The 16,187-nt window shown below is 60.0% G+C and carries 15 protein-coding genes; 3 read left to right on the top strand and 12 right to left on the bottom strand.

The features are described from left to right. Nucleotides 1–37 precede the first annotated feature (37 nt). Entirely contained in the window at nt 38–346 is a 309-nt protein-coding gene (locus tag G3A56_RS04430) for a DUF3572 domain-containing protein (RefSeq protein ID WP_082184153.1), read from the bottom strand. 131 nt (nt 347–477) lie between these two features. Here G3A56_RS04430 and G3A56_RS04425 point away from each other — a divergent pair, with 131 nt between their 5' ends. Next, a complete protein-coding gene (locus tag G3A56_RS04425; RefSeq protein WP_003496409.1) occupies nt 478–849 on the top strand; it encodes a response regulator in 372 nt (123 codons plus the stop codon). Between the two features lie 18 nt (nt 850–867). After that, complete coding sequence (locus tag G3A56_RS04420) at nt 868–2,238, top strand: PleD family two-component system response regulator (RefSeq protein ID WP_164056185.1); 1,371 nt, start codon at nt 868–870, stop codon at nt 2,236–2,238. A gap of 816 nt (nt 2,239–3,054) precedes the next feature. On the opposite strand, the gene rpmG is transcribed toward G3A56_RS04420, so the two are convergent. From rpmG to topA, 6 genes are all read right to left on the bottom strand, one after another. Continuing rightward, complete coding sequence (rpmG, locus tag G3A56_RS04415) at nt 3,055–3,222, bottom strand: 50S ribosomal protein L33 (RefSeq protein WP_003496403.1); 168 nt, start codon at nt 3,220–3,222, stop codon at nt 3,055–3,057. Between the two features lie 89 nt (nt 3,223–3,311). Further along, complete coding sequence (locus G3A56_RS04410; protein WP_164056609.1) at nt 3,312–4,475, bottom strand: MFS transporter; 1,164 nt, start codon at nt 4,473–4,475, stop codon at nt 3,312–3,314. Between the two features lie 17 nt (nt 4,476–4,492). Beyond that, the gene (locus tag G3A56_RS04405) at nt 4,493–5,119 is read right to left on the bottom strand and encodes an NUDIX hydrolase (protein WP_082184155.1); all 627 of its coding nucleotides are present in this window, start codon (nt 5,117–5,119) and stop codon (nt 4,493–4,495) included. 62 nt (nt 5,120–5,181) lie between these two features. Next, nucleotides 5,182–5,625 carry a DUF983 domain-containing protein gene (locus G3A56_RS04400; RefSeq protein ID WP_035242571.1) on the bottom strand — a complete coding sequence of 148 codons (444 nt, stop codon included), beginning with the start codon at nt 5,623–5,625 and terminating at the stop codon, nt 5,182–5,184. A 60-nt stretch (nt 5,626–5,685) separates the two neighbouring features. Then, a complete protein-coding gene (rnr, locus tag G3A56_RS04395) occupies nt 5,686–8,040 on the bottom strand; it encodes a ribonuclease R (protein WP_082184156.1) in 2,355 nt (784 codons plus the stop codon). Next, entirely contained in the window at nt 8,037–10,721 is a 2,685-nt protein-coding gene (gene topA, locus G3A56_RS04390; RefSeq protein WP_082184157.1) for a type I DNA topoisomerase, read from the bottom strand. Before topA ends, rnr begins: the two co-directional genes overlap by 4 nt. 258 nt (nt 10,722–10,979) lie before the next feature. On the opposite strand from topA, the gene G3A56_RS04385 reads away from it, so the two are divergent. Further along, nucleotides 10,980–11,213 carry a hypothetical protein gene (locus G3A56_RS04385; protein ID WP_080600295.1) on the top strand — a complete coding sequence of 78 codons (234 nt, stop codon included), beginning with the start codon at nt 10,980–10,982 and terminating at the stop codon, nt 11,211–11,213. Here the strand turns inward: G3A56_RS04385 and dprA are convergent. The 5 genes from dprA to G3A56_RS04360 all read right to left on the bottom strand — a co-directional run bounded on the left by dprA (nt 11,166) and on the right by G3A56_RS04360 (nt 15,899). Then, nucleotides 11,166–12,308 (bottom strand): DNA-processing protein DprA, encoded by a 1,143-nt coding sequence (gene dprA, locus G3A56_RS04380; protein WP_082184158.1) that lies wholly within the window; start codon nt 12,306–12,308, stop codon nt 11,166–11,168. The genes G3A56_RS04385 and dprA overlap by 48 nt on opposite strands. A 22-nt stretch (nt 12,309–12,330) precedes the next feature. Next, nucleotides 12,331–12,948, bottom strand: a complete 618-nt coding sequence (plsY, locus tag G3A56_RS04375; protein ID WP_003496394.1) for a glycerol-3-phosphate 1-O-acyltransferase PlsY — start codon at nt 12,946–12,948, stop codon at nt 12,331–12,333. A 47-nt stretch (nt 12,949–12,995) separates the two neighbouring features. Continuing rightward, nucleotides 12,996–14,288: a dihydroorotase gene (locus G3A56_RS04370; protein ID WP_082184159.1), complete on the bottom strand. Its 1,293-nt coding sequence runs from the start codon at nt 14,286–14,288 to the stop codon at nt 12,996–12,998. Continuing rightward, on the bottom strand, nt 14,285–15,226 hold the full coding sequence (locus tag G3A56_RS04365; RefSeq protein WP_003502441.1) for an aspartate carbamoyltransferase catalytic subunit: 942 nt from the start codon (nt 15,224–15,226) through the stop codon (nt 14,285–14,287). The genes G3A56_RS04370 and G3A56_RS04365 overlap by 4 nt, the downstream gene beginning before the upstream one ends. A gap of 241 nt (nt 15,227–15,467) precedes the next feature. Then, on the bottom strand, nt 15,468–15,899 hold the full coding sequence (locus G3A56_RS04360; RefSeq protein WP_082184662.1) for a hypothetical protein: 432 nt from the start codon (nt 15,897–15,899) through the stop codon (nt 15,468–15,470). Between the last annotated feature and the right edge of the window lie 288 nt (nt 15,900–16,187).

Below are 16,187 nucleotides of genomic sequence, written 5' to 3'. Positions count from 1 at the left end.
TACTCCGGTGGTGACCTTGGCTCAAGTGGTCGGCCTGTCAATACACGCCTGAATCCAGCCCAGGCCCGGAAAAATGGTTCCAGGCGGCAGCCACCGTTTCGGGAGAGGTACCCGTCGCGGCACAGAAGGCCATGAGGTCGGGCTCGTGGCTCATCAGGAAATCGGTGAGGCCCGCCAGAAAGCCGGGATCGTGGGCGGCCTGACGCAGCATGTTGGCCTGCAATCCGCTCAGCGCCAGAAAACGCGCCAGCATGTCCGGCTCGTTTGCCAGCCAGCCAAGTATGGCGGCTGCCGTTTCTTGCGGATCTTTGCCGGCATCGTCTTTGTTTTTTGGATCTCGCAGCATTTCTCTACCGAAGTTACCTATTTTGAAACCAAATCCATCTAGCCTTGCGCAACAAATGGACGATGGAATCGGTTCTCTGACACCCTATATGTCTGGATGAAGGTTTCAAAGCGAAACGGGGACTGCTCACCATGCCCAAGCAGGTCATGATAGTCGAAGATAACGAGCTGAACATGAAGCTCTTTCGCGACCTGATCGAGGCGTCTGGCTATACGACGATCCAGACACGCAACGGCATGGAAGCGCTGGACCTTGCCCGCAAGCACCGCCCGGACCTCATTCTCATGGATATTCAGCTGCCGGAGGTTTCCGGGCTGGAGGTGACCAAGTGGCTGAAGGAGGATGACGAGCTGCACGTCATTCCGGTCATCGCGGTCACTGCGTTTGCCATGAAGGGCGATGAGGAACGCATTCGTCAGGGCGGATGTGAGGCCTATGTGTCGAAGCCGATCTCCGTTCCGAAATTCATCGAAATCATCAAGACATATCTTGGCGATGCATAAGGCGACTGGGGAACTGTTATGACGGCGAGAGTTCTGGTTGTTGACGACATACCCGCAAACGTCAAGCTTCTCGAGGCGCGGCTTCTGGCGGAATATTTCGACGTCGTCACCGCCGAGGATGGCTTCAAGGCGCTGGCGATCTGCGACGAGGAACAGGTCGATATCATCCTGCTCGACATCATGATGCCGGGCATGGACGGTTTCGAGGTGTGCGAACGCCTGAAGGCCAACCCCAAAACGGCGCATATCCCGGTCGTCATGGTCACCGCGCTCGATCAGCCGTCAGACCGCGTGCGCGGCCTGAAAGCGGGCGCCGACGATTTTCTGACCAAACCGGTTAATGATCTTCAGCTGATCGCCCGTGTCAAAAGCCTGGTGCGCCTCAAGGCCGTCAGTGACGAATTGCGGATGCGCGCCGAAACGGCAAGGCAGATCGGCATCGAGGAGATGCTGCGCAGCGATGGCCTTATGCAGACGCCAGGCCGTGTGCTCGTCGCGGATGGCCGTGCCAGCTCGCAGGAGCGCATTGTCAGGGCGCTGAAGCCGGTTGCCGAGGTCGATGCCGTCACCGAGCCGCAGGCGGCACTGCTGAAGGCAGCGAGCAACCCCTTCGAACTCGTCATCGTCAATTCCAATTTCGAAGACTACGATCCGCTGCGACTGTGCTCGCAGCTTCGCTCTCTGGAGCGCACCCGTTTTCTGCCGCTGCTTCTGGTGGCGGAGCAGGGGGCGGACGATATGGTTTCGCGCGCACTCGATCTCGGTGTGAACGATTACATTCTCCGCCCGATCGATCCCAACGAACTTGTCGCCCGGTCGCTCACGCAGATCAGGCGCAAGCGCTATAACGAGCATCTGCGGCTCAATCTCCAGCATACGATGGAACTTGCCATCGTCGACGGGCTGACAGGTCTTAATAATCGCCGTTATCTCGACAGTCACCTCAGGATACTTTTCGACCGTGCCGCCGTTCGTGGCCGCCCGATCTCCATCTGCATGACCGACATAGACCGTTTCAAGCTGGTCAACGATACCTATGGCCATGATGTTGGTGACGAAGTCCTGCGGGAGTTTTCAGCGCGTATCCGCAGCACGGTGCGCGGCGCCGATCTCGCCTGCCGTTATGGCGGGGAAGAATTCGTGGTCGTCATGCCGGATACGCCGATGGAGCTGGCGGCAAACGTTGCCGAGCGCCTGCGGGCAATCGTCGAGGACAAGCCTTTTTACGTGCGTTCCATCGACCGCGAACTGAGCATCACTGCTTCACTTGGCATCGCCACCAGTAAAGGTGCCTTCGGCACGCCTGACGAACTCTTGAAACAGGCCGACAGGGCGCTCTACGAAGCAAAGGGCGCCGGACGCAACCGGGTTGTGGCAGCTGCGGCCTGACGCCCCCCAAACTCCACTTTACGTGGAGAATTCATGCGCCTTTTTTCTTGTGCTGCGTACTGGCAATAGCCGCATAACGAATTTTAGGAGGGACTCGATAGGTCCCAAGCCCCTGACGCGGCCTGTATTTTATCTTCTTGCAATGAGGGCGTGAAAGTAAGCAGGGTTAATAGAGTTCAAGTTGAAAAATACGTTGAATTCAATCTCTCAGGGAACTATAGTGTGCCAGCTTGGTATATTTAACCATGTTTTCCAAGTGATGTATCTCTGGCTTAAGAATTTGTTGATTTTTATTTTACTTCTGCGCACACTCCCTATTGAGAGTAACAGTTCTTCCGGCGGGTTTTCCGTCTTGTGATGATGGAATGATGGCGGTTGACACCGCCGCGATTTCGCTCGTCAGGGGCTGGTATTGCGTAGTTCGAATGCCCCATGATGCTCAGGTCCGCCGCATCTCCTGAATCGTGGGGTCGGTCGGCTGACGATGTCCGAATCGGTTCCTCGTGCCGTAATCACATCGTTGGCCGACCGCCTTATCCCTCAAAATCCGTCTGCCTGTAACGCGCCTTTAGCGGAGTTTTCTCTTACGATGCATTCGGGCGACGGAAGCGTTCGCGACACAGAGGGCTTCCGGCACTCATCGCGCGTCACCTTGTGGTCTCGTCACCGGCTTGGCTTGGAATGGCGGGGAAGGGGCCTTCGGCACATCCTCCCCTGCGATGTCCGTACGAATAAGAGTGCGGCTGGATTTGCCCTAGCGCACAAACAAAAAACGCGCCCGTTGGGCGCGCTTTTGCCGGAGAACCCGATCAAGAATTACTTGATCTTGGTTTCCTTGAATTCAACGTGCTTGCGTACAACCGGGTCGTACTTCGTCTTCGTCATCTTGTCCGTGAACGTACGGCTGTTCTTGGTGGTGACGTAGAAGGTACCGGTGTCGGCTGTCGACAGCAGCTTGATCTTGATTGTTGTAGCTTTCGCCATGGTCGTCCTGCCTTTAAACAAAAGAGAAGCCGCAGGCGCTTCTCACCTCGGCTAAATCTGGCGCGAAACTACGTATCGCGCCTGAAAAGTCAAGTCTGTTTTGCCCGGAAAACAAAACGGAAGGCATAAAGCACCACGTAAAGCCCGAAAAACACGGCGAGCGCCCAGGCGAAGCCATCGGTGCCGGCGACATCCATGGAAATGCCCACGGCCTGTGGTCCTGCTATCGTGCCCATGGCGTAACAGAAGATGAAGGCGGCATTGGCGGCCACGAGATCTGCACCTTTCAGGCGCGATCCGAGGTGCGTGAGGCCGACGGTATACATGCCGGATACGAGGCCGCCCCAGAACAGCAGCAGGGCCGCCACGAGGATCCAGCTGTCCACCAGCAGGGGAAGCGCCAACGTGCCGCAAACGCCCGCAAGGGCCATCAGCGCGAGCATCGTGCGCCGGTCCTTCATCCGGTCCGAAAGCAGGCCGATCGGTATCTGGAAGACCATGTTGCCGATGCCCATCACGGTGAGCAGAAGTGCGGCCTGTGATTCGTTGAAGCCTTCACGCGTCGCATAGATCGGGAAGAGCGACAGGCCGCCCGCCTGCACCGAACCGAAGACAAAAGCCGCAGCGGACGCCATCGGCACCAGCCAGACGTAACGGATGAAATGGTGGTTGGGCCGCTCGTCCAGCTCCGGGCTCTCGCCGCGCGCCAGATAGATCGGGATCGCCGCCAGCAGGATGATCGCCGCGCCGACCAGGAAGGGCAGGATGCCCTCGCTGCCGACCACGGAAAACAATAGCGGGCCGACAGCAAAGCCGACCGCAAGTCCGGTGGCGTAGATGCCGAGAACCATGCCGCGTTTTTTCGGCGGCGCTGTCATGTTGATCCAGTATTCGGAGAGGATGAACAGCGTGGTGGTTGCGCCATGGAAGACGATTCGCAGCGGAAACCACATCCAGAAGGCGTCGGCGAAATAGAAACAGAGCGCACTCAGGGCCGAAACGACGACCGCAAACAGCATCGTTCGCGCCACGCCGAAATCATGGGCGATCTTGGTGGTCACCGGCGCTGCCATCATCGCGGCGACGCCGGCCATCGCCGAATTCACGCCGATCATGGTGGAGGAGATGCCACGCTTCTCGAGGATGATCGACAGGAGCGGCAGGCCAAGACCGATGGCGACACCGACCGCACTGATGGCGGAAATCGCGGCGATCAGTGAGGGCCAGTGAATGGCATCCGCTTCGCATTTCATTTGTGACATAACGGCCTTTATACAAACTCTTGAATGAATCGGCCGTGGCGCGTGAAATAGAGCCGCGCGGGGCTGTCAAAGGGCAGTGAGGGATCACCTATCATGAGTTTTGTGACATCTTCGAGAACCGTGCGCGTGATTTTCGGCATGTTCAGACCGGAAAGGTCATTCATGTCAAGCCATTGCACATTGTGCAACTCGTCGGAATCTCGGGTTAGCCGGGTATCCAGCCGCAATTCGTCGGCATAACAGCAAAAAAATCGGGTGTCGTAACGCCTGATATTGCCGGGCGGGGTGATGGCGCGCGCCACATATCGGAAACAGGAAAGATCCGGACCGCCCTTATCGAGCCCGATATCCACGCCGGTTTCCTCGACAAGTTCGCGGGCGGCGGCAAGCGCCAGTGCTCTTGCCCCGGCAATGCTCAGGCGGCGCGCCGCAGAGACTGTCAGGCTGTTGATGACAGCGGGATGCAGGTCGCTTGAGAAGGGCAGGGCGTGGTCGCGCGGATCGCGTTTGCCGCCGGGAAACACGTAAGCGCCCGGCATGAAGACATGGGCGCTGCTGCGCTGGCCCATCAGCACCCGGAGAGCTGGACCGGAACGGTCGAACAGGATAATGGAGGCGGCATCGCGCGGACGCATCTGTGTGCTCGCCGCTCCGGTATTCGTGGGACGCTGGGGCACGTGAAAGTTCCCGCCCGCGGTCAGTGGGAGGAGCCGTCTATCTGCGCTTTTGGCTGCTTTCCGTCAAAGCCGTGCATCTTAAGCGCCCATTGCAGGCCGATGACGCCACCCTTGATCGGCTGCAGCGTCAAAAGGGCAGCGAGAATGGTGATCGGCACCCAGATGGCGAAATGCACCCACATGGGAACGGAAAACACCATGTCCGTCATCATGAAACCGCCGACGGCGATATGGCCGATGATGACGATGGAGATGTAGGGCGGCAAATCATCGGAACGGTGGTGATGCATTTCCTCACCACAGGCCGCACAATTATCCACCGGCTTCAGGAAAGCGCGAAACAGGCGGCCGCTGCCGCAGGCCGGGCAGCGGTTCGCCATACCCCGCATGATGGAGCGTCCAAGCGGCCGCTCCGCACTGTTGTCGCCGAAGGTGACCGTTTCCGAGCTCTGATGTGCACTCATCCTTAAGTCCTTCTCCCGTTTCCTTCTACCGCCTGCCGCGGTCTTGTTAGCGTCGCCGGCCTAACGTCGCCTTCTGGGCGGCCGTGTTCCGGGCTTTGCGGCAGGACGCGATGTCCGCCGGCCCGCCTTGTGGAACGACCGGGTGCCGACCGGCATCTTGCGCCCAGGGCTCAGCATATCAAAACGCAGCGCACCCGCCAGTGGCACCGCTTCCGCGAGCCGCACCTGAACCGTGTCGCCGAGTTGATAACCGAGACCCGTCTTTTCCCCCGTCAGAGCCTGATGCGCCTCGTCGTAAAGGAAATAGTCGGTTCCGAGTGTAGATATAGGAACAAACCCGTCCGCGCCAAACTGCGGCAGCGCGACAAATAGTCCCGCCTTGGTGACACCGCCGACGCGGCCCTCGAATTCTTCACCCACCCGTTCGGAAAGATGATGCGCGATCAGCCGGTTGACGGTGTCGCGCTCGGCCGCCATGGCGCGCCGCTCGAAGGTGGAGATTTCGGCGGCGATATCATCAAGCGTCGCCTCTTCCTGCGGGGTGATGCCGCCTTCGCCGAGGCCCAGTGACCCCACCAGCGCACGGTGCACGATCAGATCGGCATAACGGCGGATCGGCGAGGTGAAATGCGCGTATTTCATCAGGTTGAGGCCGAAATGGCCGATATTTTCCGGGCTGTAGATCGCCTGGCTCTGGCTGCGCAGCACCATTTCGTTGACCATGATCTGGTGCGGCGTGTCGAGTGCGCGTGCCAGAATGCCGTTGAAGGAATTGGCGCGCATGGCCACGCCCTTGGCCATGGAAATGCCGATCGTGCCGAGGAATTCGCGCAGCACCTCCTGCTTCGAGAGCGTCGGCGCGTCATGCACGCGGTAGACCAGCGGCTGCTTTTTCTTTTCAAGCGTCTCGGCGGCGGCGACATTCGCCTGGATCATCATTTCCTCGATCAGCTTGTGCGCGTCGAGGCGTTCGGGAATGACGACCTTGTCCACCGTGCCGTCGGGCCTGAGCTGAATCTTGCGCTCCGGCATGTCGAGTTCCAGCGGCTGGCGGCGGTCGCGGCCGCGCTTCATCACGGCATAGGCGTGCCACAGCGGCTTCAGGATCGGCTCCAGCAGTGTGCCGGTCTTGTCGTCCGGGTGGCCGTCGATTGCTGCCTGAGCCTGCTGGTAGGAAAGCTTGGCAGCACTTTTCATCATGATGCGATGGAAGGTGTGGCCCGCCTTGCGGCCTTCCTTGGAGAAGGTCATGCGCACGGCAAGGGCAGGGCGGTCGACGCCTTCCTTCAGCGAGCAGAGATCATTGGAAATGCGCTCCGGCAGCATCGGCACGACACGGTCAGGGAAATAGACGGAGTTGCCGCGCTTCAGCGCCTCGCGGTCGAGCGGCGCGCCTGATCGCACATACCAAGAGACATCGGCAATGGCGACGGTGACGATGACGCCATCCGGGTTATCGGGCGAGGTATCCGGTTCGGCATAGACCGCGTCGTCATGATCCTTGGCGTCAGCCGGATCGATGGTTATGAGCGGCAGGTCGCGCCAGTCCTCGCGGTGCGACATGGTTGCGGGCTTGGCAGCATCCGCTTCGGCCAGAACGTTAGACGGGAAGATGTGCGGGATGCCGTGGGCATGGATCGCGATCATCGAGATCGCCTTTTCCGAGGCGACCGAGCCGATGACAGACAGAACCTTCGCGCGCGTCAGGCCGTAACGGCCGCTATTGCGTGAGGTTTCCACCTCGATCAGATCGCCGTCCTTGGCATCGCCGACACCATCGGGGTCGATCACCATCTCCTCGCCGCGCCGGTCGATTGGCATCAACCGCCCGCCGCCGCCTTCCGTTTGCTTGAACACGCCGAGCAGCGCGTTCTGGCGACGGTCGATGAGCTTCACGACGCGGGCGGTATAGGCTGGGCCGACGCTGTCCTTGGAGGGGAAGATCTTTGCCAGAATGCGGTCGCCCAGACCGGCCGCCGGGGCTTTCTTGCCGCGATCCTGCGAGGACTGGCGGATGAGCACGGCAGGTGCCGCGCCCATATCTTCTGGCCATTCCGCCGGCCTGCCAATCAATTCGCCATCCTTGTCGCGGGTGGTGATGTCGAGAACCGTAACGGGCGGCAGGCCACCAGGCCGCGTCAGCGTCTTGCGGCTCTTCTGCACCATGCCGTCGTTTTCAAGCTCCTTCAGCAGCGCCTTGAGAACAACGCGGTCGTCCCCCTTCAGCCCGAAAGCCTTGGCGATTTCGCGCTTGGAGGCCTGCTGCGGATGGTCTGCGATGAATTTCAGCAGCACTTCGCGGGAAGGCACCTCGCCATGGATGATGCCCTCACCTTCGCTCACACGCTTGCCGCGCCCGGTGCGTCCAAAGCCGTCGCTGGCGGAACCCTGTTTCTGACGCGGCGCCTTGCTCACGATTCTGCCTTCTTGGATTTGGCTGCGGCCTTCGGCTTGGCAGCCGTCTTGCTCTTTGTTGCGGCCTTGGCTTTCGTCGCCTTCGGCTTTGCGGCGGCATCGCCATCGGCCTTCTTGGCGGCAGGTTTCTTGGCCTTGGCGGGCTTGCCGCCGGTTCCGGTCTTGGCGATGCGCTCGGCGATCAGCACCAGGGACTCGTCCAGCGTCACCGACGCCGGGTCCTGCCCCTTTGGAATGGTGGCGTTGACCTTGCCCCAGTTGACGTAAGCACCGTAACGCCCGTCGCGGACGGTAATCGGACCGCCATCGGGATGGTCACCCAGTTCCTTCAGCGCTGCCGGCGTGCCGCTGCGGCCGCGTCCCGGTCCCTTGCTCTGCTTTTCGGCAATAACGGTGACGGCGCGGTTGAGACCGATCGAGAACACGTCCTCAATGCTTTCAAGGTTCGCATAGGAACCGTCATGCAACAGGAAAGGTCCGTAGCGGCCGAGGCCGGCGGAAATCATCTTAGCCGTTTCCGGATGTTTGCCGATATCGCGCGGCAGGTTGATGAGCGCCAAGGCCTTTTCGTGGTCGATGTCCTCAGGCTTCCAGCCCTTGGGCAGCGAAGAGCGCTTGGCTTCCTTGCCTTCGCCGCGCTGGATATAGGGTCCGAAACGGCCCGAGCGCAGCGTCAACTCTTCACCGGTCATCGGATCGGCGCCGAGCGCCTTCGGCTCGTTCGAGGCCGCAGCTTCGGCTTCCGAACCATCGGAGGTGAGCTGGCGCGTATAGTTGCATTCAGGATAGTTCGAGCAACCGACGAAAGCGCCATATTTGCCGAGCTTCAGCGAGAGATTGCCGGTGCCGCAAACCTGACAGATGCGCGGATCCGACCCATCCTCGCGCTTGGGGAACACCAGCGGCGCCAGAACCTCATTCAGCGCATCCAGCACGTTGGTGACGCGCAATTCCTTGGTATCTTCGATCTGCGCGAAGAAATCCTTCCAGAAATCGCGCAGCACCTGCTTCCAGTCCAGTTCGCCCGCGGAAATACGGTCGAGCTTTTCTTCGAGAGCGGCGGTGAAGTCGTATTCGACATATTTGGAGAAGAAGCTTTCGAGGAAAGCCGTCACCAGTCGTCCGCGCGAATGCGGTATGAGCTTGCGCTTGTCGACAATTATATATTCGCGGTCGCTCAGCGTCTTCAGCGTCGCCGCATAGGTGGAAGGGCGGCCGATGCCGAGTTCTTCCATCTTCTTGATGAGCGATGCTTCCGAATAACGCGGCGGCGGCTCGGTAAAGTGCTGGCTGGCGTTGATCTTCTGCTTGGCGAGGTTTTCGCGCGCATTGATCTGTGGCAGGCGGCCTTCGTCGTCACCGTCGTCGCTCTGCTCGCCATCTTCCTTCTGGTCGGTATAGGCGGCGATAAAGCCGTCGAAGCGGATCACCGAACCGACGGCACGAAGACCGGCCTTTTCGCCGTTCTTGTCGGCAAGAATTTCCACCGTGGTACGTTCGATTTCGGCAGATGCCATCTGGCTTGCAATGCCGCGCTTCCAGATCAGGTCGTAAAGACGCAGCTGGTCGGCATCAAGGTAACGCTTCACCTGATCCGGCGTGCGGTTAAAGTCGGTCGGGCGGATCGCCTCGTGCGCTTCCTGGGCGTTCTTTGCCTTCGTTGAATAGAAGCGCGCCTTTTCCGGCACATAGCGGTCGCCGAACTGCTCGCCAATGGCGCGGCGTGCGGCGTCGATCGCTTCCGGCGCCATCTGCACGCCGTCGGTACGCATATAGGTGATCAGACCGACGGTCTCGCCGCCGATATCGATGCCTTCATAAAGCTTCTGTGCCACCTGCATGGTGCGCGAGGCTGAAAAGCCCATGCGTGAAGACGCCGCCTGCTGCAACGTCGAGGTGGTGAAGGGCGGGCCGGGATTGCGCTTGACGGGCTTCGCCTCGACGGTGTCGACCACATAGGTCGCACCTTCGAGCAGCGCCTTCAGGCGGTTGGCGTCCTCACCGGTCTTGATCGAGCGGCTTTGCAGGCGCTTGCCATCGGCGGAAACCAGCTTGGCTTCGAACTCGTCACCGCGCGGTGTCTTCAAAAGCGCGCTGATGTTCCAGTATTCCTCGGAGACGAAACGTTCGATCTCGGATTCACGATCGCAGACGAGACGCAGTGCAACGGACTGCACACGTCCGGCCGAGCGGGCGCCGGGCAGCTTGCGCCACAACACCGGCGACAGGTTGAAGCCGACGAGATAATCGAGCGCGCGGCGGGCGAGATAGGCGTCAACCAATGGAATGTCGATGTCGCGTGGGTTCGCCATCGCATCCAGCACCGCCTTTTTGGTGATGGCGTTGAAGACCACACGCTTCACCGGCTTGTCGCCGAGAACGCGCTTCTTCTTCAAAAGATCGAGCACATGCCAGGAAATCGCTTCGCCCTCGCGATCCGGGTCGGTTGCGAGAAACAGGCCGTCGGAGGATTTCACCGCGTCGGCAATGTCCTTCATGCGCTTGGCGGACGCGCTATCGACCTCCCAGGACATTTCGAAGTCCTGGTCGGGCAGCACCGATCCGTCCTTGGCAGGAAGGTCCCGGACGTGGCCAAAAGATGCAAGAACCTTGTAGCCGGGACCAAGATACTTGTTGATCGTCTTGGCTTTGGCCGGAGATTCTACGACGACGACATTCATATTTTTTTCTCTGGGAACTGGTCCGTTAACATAGCCGGGTTGCAACCGAATGCTGCAACAAGGCCTCTTTATAATTCGACATGGACAGGTAATGCGCGCGGGTCAAGAGGCAAGGCCGATTTTATCGCTCCAAGGCGGGTGCAACCTATGGATAATCTATCGTTGTATTGCAATCTTTGGTAAATTGGTTATAGTGACCAACATGATTTGAATCTACTTAATGCCGTTTGTTTCAGATTGAATTTCCAGGATAGATATATGGTCCCGAACGCGACAAACAATAATGCCGATAATGAAGGGACCAGAGAGAACTTGGCTTACATTCGCCAGATGCTGGCGGAACTGCGCCAGGTCGCCAGCCGCGAGGGAGCAGATATGCTCTGCTACCTGATCGAGATGGCCTATGTCGAAGTCGGTGACATCCAGAGCGGACGACGCAAGCTCTCAATCCGCGACGAAGAGCGAAACCCGACCCCCGGCATGCCGGTTTAGTCGCCCGGCTATATCAAGTTCCAGCAGCACCAGATGAACGGTGGCGGCGGAAAAACCCGTGTGACGGATGATATCGTCCGTTTCCACGGGCGAGGGACCGAGAGCGGCTGCGATGATGCTGCGCTCGTCGTCCCCTGGTGGTGACATCTCGATGTCGGATCTCGGTTCCTCGACCTTTCGCTCATACGGCAATTGCGGCTCCATCAGCGGCCGCAGCGCATCGAGAATATCTGAAGCCCCCGTCGTCAGCATCGCGCCTTCCTTGATCAGCCGGTTGGTGCCTTCGCAGCGTGCATCGAGTGGCGAGCCCGGCACGGCGAAAACGAGCCGCCCCGCTTCGCCGGCAAGCCGCGCCGTGATCAGCGAACCCGAACGCTCCGCCGCCTCCACGATGACGACACCGAGGGAGACGCCTGATATCAGCCGGTTGCGGCGGGGAAAATCCCGTGCGCGCGGTTCCCAGCCAAAGGGCATTTCGCTGATGGTCGCGCCGCCCTGATCGTATATGTCCTGGAGCAGCCCGAAATTTTCCTGCGGGTAAGGACGGTCGAGACCGCCCGCCAGCATCGCCACCGTGCCGGTTGCAAGGCTTGCCCGGTGCGCTGCCGCATCTATGCCACGCGCCAGTCCCGAAGCGATCGTATAACCGGCCCTGCCGCAGTCGCGCGACAGCATTGCGGCGAATTTCGCGCCGTTGATGGAGGCGTTGCGCGAGCCGACAATGCCGACACAGGGTCTTGTTGCGGTGGATGCCGATCCCTTCATGGCGATCAGCGGCGGCGCACCGTCCAGATGCCGCAAGGCGGGTGGATAGTCAGGCTCACCAATGCCGACGAAACGCGCGCCGAATCTTTCAGCCGTTTCGATTTCGCCTTCCGCTTCCGCCAGCGTGGCGATGCGCGGGCTGCGCAATGAACCGCCGCGCCTTGAAAGCTCGGGCAGGGCATCAAGCGCCTTTTCGGCACTGCCGAAATGATTGATGAGTTCGCGGAAGGTGACGGGACCGATATTGTCGCTGCGGATCAGCCGCAGCCAGGCGACCCGCTGCCGGGCGGAAAGCTCTATGCCCTGCCGTGTCGTTTCCTCATGCGGCATGACATATCCTTAAAGACTGGCCTTAGCCTTTTTGCCCGATCCGGCTTTCCGTACCGGCCAGAAGCCGCGATATGTTCTCGCGATGTTTCCACCAGGAAATGGCGCTCAGCACCGTTACCAGCAGCGCCGTCTTTTCAGGTCCGAGTATCCAGAGCGCCACGGGAATGACCAGCATGGCAAGCAGCGCTGACAGCGAGGAATAACGGGTGATGAAAGCGGTCGCGAGCCAGATCAGCGCAAAGGCCAGCATCATTAGCGGTGCTGCGCCTAAAAGCACGCCGATATAGACGGCCACACCCTTGCCGCCCTTGAAACCGAGCCACACTGGAAACAGGTGCCCAAGAAAGGCGAAGAAACCGGCGACCAGCGACGCTTCGTAGCCCCAGAGCGCATTGGCAACCAGGACGGCCGCGGTGCCCTTCAGCGCATCGAGCAGCAAAGTCGCTGCGGCGAGCTTCTTGTTGCCGGTGCGCAGAACGTTGGTTGCGCCGATATTGCCGGAACCAATTTTGCGCACATCCCCCAGCCCGGCCATGCGGGTGAGAAGGAGGCCGAAGGGTATCGAACCGAACAGATAGCCGATCAGCGCCGCAAGCGCGAGAAGGGCAGGCGCCGTCTGCCAGTCAGTCAAAGCACTCATTCAAACGTCCCCTCTGTCGCGCCGGCTGCGTGATCTCTGTCGTGTTCTTATGCCAAGGAATGAACGGCTTTGCCAGCCACATAAGTGGCCACAGCGCGACCGCTGAAACGGGCGTCCTCGAACGGCGTGTTCTTGGATTTCGACACCAGTTGTTCCCGCGTGACGAGCCATGGTTCATCGAGGTCGATCAGGGTGATATCGGCTTTTGCGCCGACTTTAAGCGTTCCCGCATCCAGACCGAAGATTTTCGCCGGACGGGTGGAAAGCGCATCGATCAGCCGCATCAGCGGAACCTCGCCGCTGTGGTGGAGCCGCAGCGCCGCCGCCAGCATGGTTTCCAGCCCCACGGCACCGCTTGCCGCGTCCGAAAAGGGCAGACGTTTGGTGTCCACATCCTGCGGATCGTGCGAAGAGACGATGATGTCGATCGTGCCGTCTTTCAGCGCTTCCACCATGGCCTTGCGATCGTCTTCGGCGCGCAGCGGCGGCGAGAGCTTGAAGAAGGTACGGTATTCGCCGATATCATTCTCATTGAGCGTCAGATGGTTGATTGAGATGCCACAGGTCGCCTTGACGCCCCGCTGCCGGGCGACACGGATCGCTTCGGCCGATTCCGGCACGGAAATCTTGGCGGCGTGGTAGATCGCCTGTGTCAGCCCGGCAATGCGCAGATCGCGTTCCAGCGGGATGATCTCGGCTTCCTTCGGAACGCCTGACAGCCCGAGCCAGCTTGCGAACAGCCCCTCGTTCATGTCACCGCCGCCGATATATTTGTCGCGGGTTTCGAGCGCGATGACAGCGCCCAGTTCGCGCGCATAGGTCATGGCGCGGCGCAGGACTAGCGTGTCGGAAAGCGCCTTGCGGCCATTGGTGAAGGCCACCGCACCGGCTTCCTTCAGCATGCCGATCTCGGTCATTTCCTCGCCCCTGAGGCCTTTGGTCAGCGCCGCCGAGGGATGAACATTGACAATCGCCTTGTCGCGCGCCGTCTTTTTCACATATTCGACCAGCGCGATATCGTCGATGACAGGATCAGTGTCCGGCATGACGATGATGCTGGTAACGCCGCCGGCCGCTGCCGCGCGCGAGGCGGATTCGATCGTTTCGCGGTGCTCGCCGCCCGGTTCGCCAACGAAGACCCGGGCGTCCACCAGACCGGGAACGGCCACCAGCCCCTTGCAGTCGCGAACCGTCGCACCTTCGGGAGCACCCTGATTGTGAGCATCCCTGCCGGACGCGAGGATCGTGCCGTCAGCACTGATGATGACGCTGCCGGCCTCGTCCAGATTGCGGGAGGGATCGACGATGCGGAGGTTCTTGAGAACGGTTACGGCACTCATACGCGCTCACCCTGGTTTTGCGAGACAAGCAGGGTTTCCATGACGGCCATACGCACGGCAACCCCCATTTCCACCTGGCTTTCGATGACGCTCTGCGGACCATCGGCCACTTCGGAAGCGATTTCGACGCCACGGTTCATCGGGCCGGGATGCATGACCAGCGCATCTTCCTTCGCCGCCTTCAGCTTTTCGGCATCGAGACCGTAATAATGGAAATATTCACGCACCGAAGGCACGAAGGAGCCGGACATGCGCTCGCGCTGCAGGCGCAGCATCATCACCACATCGGCGTTCTTGAGCCCTTCCTTCATGTCGTGGAAGACCTCGACGCTCATGTCGCGGATACCGGAGGGGAGAAGCGTGGCGGGGGCGACGACGCGCACGCGCGCACCCATCTGGTTGAGAAGGATGATGTTGGAGCGGGCGACGCGCGAATGCAGCACGTCACCGCAGATCGCCACCGTGATGCCGGACAGTTCGCCCTTGGCGCGGCGGATTGTCAGCGCGTCGAGCAGCGCCTGCGTCGGGTGCTCGTGCTGACCGTCGCCGGCATTGACCACGGAGCAGGCGACCTTCTGCGCGAGAAGCGCTGCCGCACCGGCGGAAGAATGGCGCACGACCAGCACATCCGGGCGCATGGCGTTCAGCGTCATCGCCGTATCGATCAGCGTTTCGCCCTTCTTCACCGAGGAGTTGCCCACCGACATGTTCATCACGTCTGCGCCAAGGCGTTTTCCGGCAAGCTCGAAGGAGGATTGCGTGCGCGTAGAGGCTTCGAAAAACAGGTTGATCTGCGTGAGGCCTCGGAGCGTCGAGGTCTTTTTCTCGCGCTGGCGGCTGATTTTCACCGCCTCGTCGGCCTTGTCGAGAAGCAGGGTGATGTCCTGATGGGAAAGCCCCTTGATGCCGAGGAGATGGCGATGGGGGAAGAAGACCATGCGGTTTGCCTCCTGACGGGCGTCGCATTTTCCCGTGAAAATGCCCGGAACGCCCGAATGCTGATCCGTGCGCTCCATTCGCTGTGAACACGCCGGTGGAGTGCCGCGGAATTCGGTCCTGCGCTCTATAGAGATTGCTTGCCGCAGGGGCAAGCACCCGTGAACCCCTGAAATGAAAACATGGCGATGTTTCCCCAGCGTGCGAGAAAAAGTGGACTATCTGACCGCGTTTGAGCGAATGTCAGATGATGCCATGCTTTCTCAAAAGCGCCTGCTCGTCGCCCGAAGCCCAGCCGAAAACTTTAGGCTTCCCGTCCAGATTCTGGACAAAGTAGTGAACATCGAAATCGATTGCGACATCCGACTGGCTTTTGGGGGCAAAGGTCGCCGTCCAGGCAACATGGGCGACGCAATGATGTTCATCGATGGGCGAGAGGTGGATATTGCGTATCCGCATCTCCTTCGTTCCTATCGCCCGATAGCGCTCATAACCCTTTGTCATGACCTGCCTCAGTTGCGCGTCATTCTTTCCGGTCATCACTCCTGAAGGGGAAGCGGCGATGAAGTCTGACGCATAGAGGGATGCGACCTCTTCCATATCCATGTGGCCGTTGAGCGACCTGTTGAAAAACCGCTCGTATCGCTCGAAGAGCTTTCTTACACCGGCCTCCATGGTTTCCTCCCTGCGCAGCCTTCCAGTAAGTTGCGAACCGAAAAAGCCTGCCGAAAGTTCCACGTCGGGTGATGGCTTATGCACAATATTCGACATATGCGATGATTGGGTTTCAGCCAGATCACGCATTCGCTTCAGGCGGAGTGGAGTTGCCATGTGCAGAGACCGATATTGAAGTGGCTGAGGGGTCGTCGCTTGCCTTACATCAAGGCGCCGCACATCCTTTTTTTGCGCTGGTGGCATGCGCGGTCCTTGTGGGATTTCGATTGGAAGGCTTCTCATCCGCCA

It is taken from the genome of Rhizobium oryzihabitans, assembly GCF_010669145.1.
In the GTDB taxonomy this organism is placed as follows: domain Bacteria; phylum Pseudomonadota; class Alphaproteobacteria; order Rhizobiales; family Rhizobiaceae; genus Agrobacterium; species Agrobacterium oryzihabitans.
The sequence above is the reverse complement of the archived record's forward strand: the minus strand, read 5'-3'. Positions and strand labels throughout refer to the sequence as shown.

Coding starts and splice junctions, on each gene's coding strand:
- G3A56_RS04430 (WP_082184153.1), bottom strand. CDS start 346: ATGCTGCGAGATCCAAAAAACAAAGACGATGCCGGCAAAGATCCGCAA.
- G3A56_RS04425 (WP_003496409.1), top strand. CDS start 478: ATGCCCAAGCAGGTCATGATAGTCGAAGATAACGAGCTGAACATGAAG.
- plsY (WP_003496394.1), bottom strand. CDS start 12,948: ATGAGTGCTTTGACTGACTGGCAGACGGCGCCTGCCCTTCTCGCGCTT.
- G3A56_RS04400 (WP_035242571.1), bottom strand. CDS start 5,625: ATGAGTGCACATCAGAGCTCGGAAACGGTCACCTTCGGCGACAACAGT.
- G3A56_RS04370 (WP_082184159.1), bottom strand. CDS start 14,288: ATGAGTGCCGTAACCGTTCTCAAGAACCTCCGCATCGTCGATCCCTCC.
- G3A56_RS04385 (WP_080600295.1), top strand. CDS start 10,980: ATGGTCCCGAACGCGACAAACAATAATGCCGATAATGAAGGGACCAGA.
- G3A56_RS04365 (WP_003502441.1), bottom strand. CDS start 15,226: ATGGTCTTCTTCCCCCATCGCCATCTCCTCGGCATCAAGGGGCTTTCC.
- G3A56_RS04410 (WP_164056609.1), bottom strand. CDS start 4,475: ATGAAATGCGAAGCGGATGCCATTCACTGGCCCTCACTGATCGCCGCG.
- topA (WP_082184157.1), bottom strand. CDS start 10,721: ATGAATGTCGTCGTCGTAGAATCTCCGGCCAAAGCCAAGACGATCAAC.
- G3A56_RS04405 (WP_082184155.1), bottom strand. CDS start 5,119: ATGCGTCCGCGCGATGCCGCCTCCATTATCCTGTTCGACCGTTCCGGT.
- rpmG (WP_003496403.1), bottom strand. CDS start 3,222: ATGGCGAAAGCTACAACAATCAAGATCAAGCTGCTGTCGACAGCCGAC.
- G3A56_RS04360 (WP_082184662.1), bottom strand. CDS start 15,899: ATGGAGGCCGGTGTAAGAAAGCTCTTCGAGCGATACGAGCGGTTTTTC.
- dprA (WP_082184158.1), bottom strand. CDS start 12,308: ATGCCGCATGAGGAAACGACACGGCAGGGCATAGAGCTTTCCGCCCGG.
- G3A56_RS04420 (WP_164056185.1), top strand. CDS start 868: ATGACGGCGAGAGTTCTGGTTGTTGACGACATACCCGCAAACGTCAAG.